The sequence below is a fragment of the Microvirga massiliensis genome, from assembly GCF_001006805.1.
Taxonomy (GTDB): Bacteria; Pseudomonadota; Alphaproteobacteria; order Rhizobiales; family Beijerinckiaceae; genus Microvirga; species Microvirga massiliensis.
In genome coordinates this window covers 398,644-405,742 of sequence record NZ_LN811357.1, presented here as the reverse complement: position 1 = coordinate 405,742, position 7,099 = coordinate 398,644, and the positions used below count along the sequence as shown (strand labels likewise).

General features: G+C 60.2%; 5 protein-coding genes. All 5 read left to right on the top strand.

Going from position 1 to position 7,099, the window contains the following annotated elements; genetic code table 11:
• Positions 1–45: 45 nt before the first annotated feature.
• The 5 genes from BN1233_RS24170 (at position 46) to BN1233_RS24150 (ending at position 7,076) form a co-directional block, all read left to right on the top strand.
• Positions 46–699: a PIG-L deacetylase family protein gene (locus BN1233_RS24170; protein ID WP_046866125.1), complete on the top strand. Its 654-nt coding sequence runs from the start codon at positions 46–48 to the stop codon at positions 697–699.
• A 339-nt stretch (positions 700–1,038) separates the two neighbouring features.
• Entirely contained in the window at positions 1,039–2,352 is a 1,314-nt protein-coding gene (locus tag BN1233_RS24165; RefSeq protein ID WP_046866124.1) for a polysaccharide biosynthesis/export family protein, read from the top strand.
• A gap of 52 nt (positions 2,353–2,404) precedes the next feature.
• Positions 2,405–4,651, top strand: a complete 2,247-nt coding sequence (locus BN1233_RS24160) for a GumC family protein (RefSeq protein ID WP_048708458.1) — start codon at positions 2,405–2,407, stop codon at positions 4,649–4,651.
• Positions 4,652–4,726: 75 nt separating this feature from the next.
• On the top strand, positions 4,727–5,905 hold the full coding sequence (locus BN1233_RS24155; RefSeq protein WP_053086447.1) for a glycosyltransferase family 4 protein: 1,179 nt from the start codon (positions 4,727–4,729) through the stop codon (positions 5,903–5,905).
• Between the two features lie 22 nt (positions 5,906–5,927).
• On the top strand, positions 5,928–7,076 hold the full coding sequence (locus BN1233_RS24150; protein WP_046866123.1) for a glycosyltransferase family 4 protein: 1,149 nt from the start codon (positions 5,928–5,930) through the stop codon (positions 7,074–7,076).
• The last annotated feature ends 23 nt before the right edge of the window (positions 7,077–7,099 follow it).

The window sequence follows — 7,099 nt, the reverse complement described above, 5'->3', positions numbered from 1 at the left end:
CACGAGCGACATCACGAAGGGCAGAACTCTGGTGGTGGACGGGAAATGAGGGGCTTGGAGCTGGCGCGCCCGGGAGACAAGCTTTCGGTGCTCTGTCTCGGCGCGCATTCCGACGATATCGAAATCGGAGCTGGGGGAACCATCCTCCGCTGGATCGCAGCAGGTGTGCGTCTCGACGTGCAGTGGTGCGTGCTGAGCGCCGCCGGCCCCCGTGCCGAGGAGGCGAATGCCTCCGCGGCGGCTTTCCTCGCCGGGGCGGCAGGCGTGCGTATCGAACTCGGCACCTTTCGGGATGGCTTCTTTCCGTATCAGGGTAGCGAGATCAAGGCCTGGATGGAGGGGGTCAAGACAAGATTCGATCCCGACATCATCCTGACCCACCGGCGGCACGATGCTCACCAGGATCACCGCGAGGTCTGTCAGCTGACCTGGAATACGTTCCGCAATCATCTCATCCTGGAATACGAGATTCCGAAATGGGACGGTGATCTGGGGCAACCGAACTTCTATGTTCCGCTCGATGACAAGGTGATGGACCGCAAGATCGAGCTCCTGCTGGCGCATTTCGGTACGCAACGGTCGAAGGACTGGTTCGACGGCGAGACGTTCCGTGGGCTCGCCCGGTTACGTGGAATGGAGTGTCGTGCGCCGCAACTTTACGCAGAAGCTTTCATGCTCCCCAAGGCGCGCCTTGGCTGAAGTACGACATCTCTCGAGCGGATACTGGCTCCGCAGACATCATCCGAAAGGTGAAGTGTCTAAATTGCAGGAGAGGACAAGATCGCTCCTCTGATGTGTTCCGACAATCCTTCCGGTTGAGTGCAAGAGGCGCGAGGAAGGCTCAAATTGCAGGATCGTTCAACGATGCTGCCGCCGGTAGAATGAGTTCGTTCGAGTAGGATTTCAGGTGAGCACGATCAGTCTCAAGAGGCTTTCTCCACGGGCAAGGAAATCATGGTCCACATCGGTATGGGTCAAGGCTGACAGCGCTCTCATTCCTCCGGCGAGTTGGCTGGCCTGCCCGGGAGGTCATCGGACATGACCTGGAGGAAGGGAAGATACGCCCTCGCCGTGTTGGCTCTGGCGATGTGCATCCCAATCTTGGGGGCACATGCGGAGGAATATCGCCTGGGTGTCCAGGACAAGGTGAGAATCAAGGTCTTTGAGTGGCGCGCCCCGCAGGAGGCGGTGCACGAGTGGACCGCCATGAACGGTGAGTTCATCGTCGGCGCGTCGGGAGCGGTCTCGCTGCCGTTGATCGGCGAGATTCCTGCGGCCGGGCTCAGGCCCGGGGAGCTCGCCGCGACGATCGGTGAGCAGCTGAGGACGCGAGTCGGCCTGCTCCAAACGCCGAGCGCGTCCGTCGAGATCGTGCAATTCCGACCCTTCTACATCCTTGGCAGGGTCGACCGTCCGGGAGAGTATCCCTATCGCCCCGGGCTGACTGTGCTTCAGGCCGTGAGCATCGCCGGTGGCTTGCCACGCCTGACGGATCCCGCCCTCATGCGTCTGGAGCGTGAAGCCATTTCGGCGGAAGGCTCTTTGAGCAACTTGGCTCTCGAAACCAACTCGCTCCTGGGCCGTCGCGCGCGGCTGGAGACGGAGCTCGCGGGCGGCACAACCATCAAGTTTCCGCCCGAGTTGATGGATCAGGCGAGCGACGAGTCGATCGCGCGGATCATGCGTGAGGAGCAACTGATCCTGAATGGGCGCAATGAGACATTGCAAACGCAGCTCGCAGCCTTGAATGATCTCAAGGCCCTTCTCGGCAAGGAAATCGAGGCGCTGGATTCAAAGCTTCATCTCAAAGATCGCCAGCTGAATCTCATTCGGAAGGAGCTGGAAAGCGTGGGATCGCTCGTGAGCAAAGGGCTTGCCATCGTTCCTCGCCAATTCTCGCTTGAGCGCTCCGAGGCCGAAATCGAGGGAAGCCGCCTGGAACTGGAAACCGCAATGCTCCGGGCGCGCCAGGACGTGAGTCGCACTGAAAGGGATATTCTCGAGTTCCGAAACAAGCGACATAACGAGGTGCTCACCGAACTCCGCCAGACACAGGAAAAGCTCGAGGATTCGCTTCGTAGAACGAGCACTGCCCAGAAGCTGTTGAATGAATCCGATCAGTTTGCAGCCCAGTTCGCGACAGTCGGCTCGGAGGAGGACAATATCGAGATCCTCTATTCGATCGTTCGCAGACAGAACGGCACTCTGGTCGAAAAAGCCGCCACCGATACGTCATTGGTAGAGCCCGGCGATCTCGTCAAAGTTCGAATCATCAAGCGACGGCAAGAGCAGATCAGCAGCCGCCTGACGCCCGTACATCCGGCCGAGGCTGTCGTGACACAAGTGCCATGATCCGGGCTGAAGCCCGGAACATCCGAGACATCAAGGCACACGGGGGGACGGAATGCTCTATCAAATCCAGGGAGGCAAATTCGACACGGGTCAGGAGAGCGCCGCGAGCCGAACCGAGAAAGACTACATCGGCCTTCGGGATATCTATGCCTTCCTGGTACGGCATTTCTGGACAATCGCATTCTGCACTGCCGTGGCGACGGCCATCGGGGTGACACACGTCCTGACGGCAGAGCCCTTGTTTTCAGCCCAGGCCCGTCTCGTCATCGACCCGGGAGCCGCACAGGCCTTCCGTGAGCAATCAGGCGTCTTCGATGCCTCGCTGGATAACGCAAAAGTCGATAGCCAGATCGAATTCCTGCGGTCGGAGAGCGTCGCGATGTCCGTTATCCGAGAGCTCTCGTTGGTCGATGATCCCGAGTTTAGGCAGCCGGGTGGCAGCTGGCCTATCCTGCCGGGCCTGTTCGCCAGGAAAGAACAGCCTGCCGCGCCTTCCGATTATGAACAATTGCGAAACGCGATAGCCATCTTCTCGCGGAACCTGGCGGTCCGCCGTGTGGGTCAATCATATGTCATCGAGGTCGCTTTCACATCGGTAGACCCCGACAAGGCTGCGCGGATCGCGAACGCGACGGCCGACGCGTATATCGCAGACCAACTCGAATCCAAGGCACAGGCGGCCCGCAATGGCGGGCAGTGGCTGGAGGTTCGAATTGAACATCTCCGCAAGCAACTGAGCACTGCTGCGCGTGCCGCTCAGGAATTCAGGGCCCAGAACAATATCGTCGACGCGGGCAACCGCGGCCTTCTCGACGATCAGCAGCTTGCAGAGTTGAACAGCCAGCTCGTTCTTGCCCGTGCGAGGACTGCCGAAACGCAAGCCCGCCTGGAGCGGATCGAGGATATCCTTGCCTCCGGGATCCCTGATGCAGCGGTGACGGAAGTCCTCGGAAACCAAGTCATGAGCAGCCTGCGCGAGCGCTATATCAACGCCTCGAACAAGCTCGCCGAGCTGGGCTCGCGCTATCCCGAGAACCATCCGGCAGTGATGCAGCTCTCCAATGAGATGCAGGAATACAAAAAGGCGATCGCAGAGGAGCTGCGGCGGATCGGGCAAGTCTACAGGAGCGATGCGGAAGTCTCGAAGGTCCGTGAGAGCGAACTGAAGGACCAGCTCGCAAAGCTCGTTCAATACGCCGCAATGACCAAGGAGAAGCAGATTGAGGCCGCCGAACTCGATACCGTAGCGCAGACTTACCGACGTCTTTTTGAGAGTTATCTGCAGACACTTGCCGAGGCAGTTCAGCGGGAATCCTTTCCGATCACCAATGCGCGTGTCATTTCGACGGCGACCCGACCGCTCGCCCGAAGCTTTCCGAAGACGAAGCTCATCATCGCCTTCTCGACGCTGGCCGGAGCATTGGTCGGCCTTGGCGTAGCGGTAGTGGCACACAACGTGGATCGGACGATTCGGCTGCCGCGCCAGGTGCGCCGTGAGCTCAATGTGAGCTGCCTCGGCCTAGTGCCATGGCTCGGTGGAAGAGGATCAAGAGCAATTGCCAAAGCCAGGCGGCTATTCGACAGGCAATCCTCGGCCTCTTCGGGCGATCACTTGCCAACCGAGTTTCGAGAGGTGGAGGAGCATCCCTTCTCCAGGTTCTCGCACGCAATGCGGGCTCTGAAAACCTCGATCGATACGGCGGGACACCTTCGGCAAGGTCGATGCATTGCCGTAACGTCGCTTGCTCCAAAGGAGGGCAAGACCACGATCGCCGCCAACCTGGCGAGATTGTTCGCTCTCGCAGGATCGAAGACCCTTCTCGTCGACGGCGATCTCCGTAAGCCCCGCAAAAGAGGAGCCGCGGTAGCGCAGACCGGGAGAGGATTGCTGGACGCCCTCGCGTCGGCCGCACTTCTGCAAGAGGTGGTAATCGCGGACGAGAGGATACCGCTGCACATACTTGCTGCGGCAAACGAAGCACCGCTTCCGAATTCGAGCGACTATCTCGGCTCGGATCAAATGCGGCAGATGCTCGAGCATGCGCGCGAAATCTACCAGACGATCATCATCGACCTTCCGGCCATGAGGGCCGCGCCCGATGCACGGGCCATCAGTCCTCTAATCGACTCGTTCATCGTGGTGTCCGAGTGGGGGCAGACGCCGATCGACAATCTGCGTGACGCCCTCGATGACATTGCCGCGACACAGGCGAATGTCCTCGGGGTTCTGATCAACAAGGTTGATGTCGGTGCCGTACGGAGGCTCGGCGAAAGCGGAGCAACCTATTACATCCAGTGAAAGGCTTGGGGGCGAGCGCAGACCGCAACACTCATGCCTCGACGGCTCCATGTTTCGTTCGCATCAAGGAATGTCATGAACCGTTCTGCCGCTAGACGTTGGACCATCAACGGAGATTTTCTCGCGCTTCATCCCAACGGAGTGGTGCGGTATGCGCGCGAGGTTACGACCGCGCTCGATCGTATCGTCGCAAGCCGCCACCCACTCACGCGCGACCTCGAGCTCGAGATCGTGGCTCCGCGGCCTGCGGTCGAACAGCTCCCGCTTTCCGCGATACCCCTGCGCGTTCTTCCTGAGTTCAACCGGCCGCGCCTTCCTCAATTATGGGCACAGATGCAACTGCCTTGGCATGTTCCAGGAGGCCTTCTCAGCTTCTGCAATCTCGCTCCCGTGTCGATTCGTCGGCAGATCGTTTGCATTCACGATCTTCAAACCCGGCTAGCGCCCGAGAGCTATGGACGTGGTTTCCGCTTCGCCCATCGCATCCTCCTCCCGATAATCGGGCGGTGGTGCGCCGGTGTGACCACGGTGTCCGAGTTCTCTCGCAGTCACCTGATCAACTTCGGTGTAGTCCCCGAACGCAAGCTCGTCGTCACCTATAACGGGCATGAACATGCTACCTACTGGGATCCGGCTGATTCAAAGCTTGAGTTTTCATCCGAGCAACCGTTCGTGCTGGCGCTCGGGCGCAGGCAAAGGCACAAGAACAATGAACTGCTCCGGCGCATTGCAGCGCCGCTGGACGCGATGGGAATCGACCTTTGCATAGCGGGGGACCTCGATCCTGGCGAGTTCGCGCAGGAAGACGGAGTGCCTGCGAATGTCCGCATACTCGGGCGGATCAGCGACAGCGATCTCGCCAAAGCCCTCGACGCAGCGCTGTGTTTTCTTCTTCCATCCCGGATCGAGGGATTCGGCCTTCCCGCCCTGGAAGCCATGGCACGGGGTTGCCCGACCATCGTATCGCATGCTGCGTCCTTGCCTGAGATATGTGGAGATGCGGCCCTGTATGCTGCTCCCGATAACGAGGCCGAATGGACCGCCGCGGTGGAACAGCTCAGGATAGACCCCTTGCTTCGGCACAAGCTGAGGATACGGGGAATGGATCGCGCACGTCACTATTCCTGGCAAAAGATCGCCGAAACCTATCTCGAAATGATGGCGCGCGTCGATGCATGCCTGCCCGTGATGGATCCGAAAGGCTCACCGGAGCTGGCGCCGGTTGGAAAGCCCGTCACCCAGTGGCCTCAATGACGATTCGACCAGCGTTACACCTATGCCGCGATACTGGACCATAAACGGCCGTTTCCTCACACAGAAGCTCACCGGTGTCCAACGCTACGGGCGGGAGATCGTGCGGGCGCTCGACGATCTCGTACGGGATGGGCACCCACTGACACGGGATCTGCGGCTTGAGCTTCTCGTTCCTGGGATCACGGCGGCATTACCCGAGCTGTCCTCCATACCGATCCGTCGCACCGGCGGATTAAAAGGCCACCTGTGGGAGCAGATCGCCTTGCCCCTGTATGCGAAGGGAGGAGTTCTGAGCCTGTGCAACACGAGCACGGTGTTCCGAAGCAAGCAGATCGTTTGCATTCACGATCTCAACATCGTGGAGTTTCCAGCGAGCTATTCGCGTCAATTTCGGATGCTCTATCGCGTGCTCTTGCCCCTGGTTGCCCACAGGGCTGTCGCTGTGACAACCGTGTCGCGCTTCTCGCGGGCGCAGCTAATGCGGCACCATGTCGCTCAGGGCTATAAGGTTGCAGTCGTGCCGAACGGGCACGAACACGTATGGGAGTGGGCGCCGCAAACCTCGCAAGCCTGCGCTGCCGTCGATTCGAGCACGGTCATGGTGATCGGCAGCCCAGCTCCGCACAAGAATGTCGGGCTGCTCCTCGCTCTGGCAGACGATCTCGCCACACACGGGATTCGGCTTGCGGTTGCGGGCTCGCTCGACGCGAAGGTCTTCGCTCATGAGATCGGAAGAGGATCGGAAAACGTTGCCTGGCTCGGATACCTGTCGGATGACGAACTCGCCGATGCTCTAAGTCGATGCCTGTGCCTGGCCTTTCCCTCTTTCGTCGAGGGGTTTGGCCTGCCGCCGCTCGAGGCAATGGCCCGAGGCTGTCCGGTCGTGGTTTCGGACCGCACGAGCCTGCCGGAAGTTTGCGGGAATGCCGCTCTCTATGCGTCACCCGAACATGCACAGGAGTGGCTGCGGGCCTTTCTGTCCCTGCGGAGAGACCTGGAACTTCGCGCAGACCTAATCAGGCGGGGGCTCCTCCAGGCCAGTTCCTTCTCGTGGCGTCGTTCGGCGGAACTCTACCTCGAGGCGATGGCCCGCGCCGACGAGGTATTCGAAACAAACGGGGCATCGAGCGCCTCTCTCCTGGATGACTGGCAAATACGGTCGGTGACCTGAGCAGAACCCCGAAGATGCCTCGG

What these genes read in the sequence shown, in the direction of transcription:
- BN1233_RS24170 (WP_046866125.1), top strand. Translation starts at nt 46, where the DNA reads ATGAGGGGCTTGGAGCTGGCGCGCCCGGGAGACAAGCTTTCGGTGCTC.
- BN1233_RS24165 (WP_046866124.1), top strand. Translation starts at nt 1,039, where the DNA reads ATGACCTGGAGGAAGGGAAGATACGCCCTCGCCGTGTTGGCTCTGGCG.
- BN1233_RS24160 (WP_048708458.1), top strand. Translation starts at nt 2,405, where the DNA reads ATGCTCTATCAAATCCAGGGAGGCAAATTCGACACGGGTCAGGAGAGC.
- BN1233_RS24155 (WP_053086447.1), top strand. Translation starts at nt 4,727, where the DNA reads ATGAACCGTTCTGCCGCTAGACGTTGGACCATCAACGGAGATTTTCTC.
- BN1233_RS24150 (WP_046866123.1), top strand. Translation starts at nt 5,928, where the DNA reads ATGCCGCGATACTGGACCATAAACGGCCGTTTCCTCACACAGAAGCTC.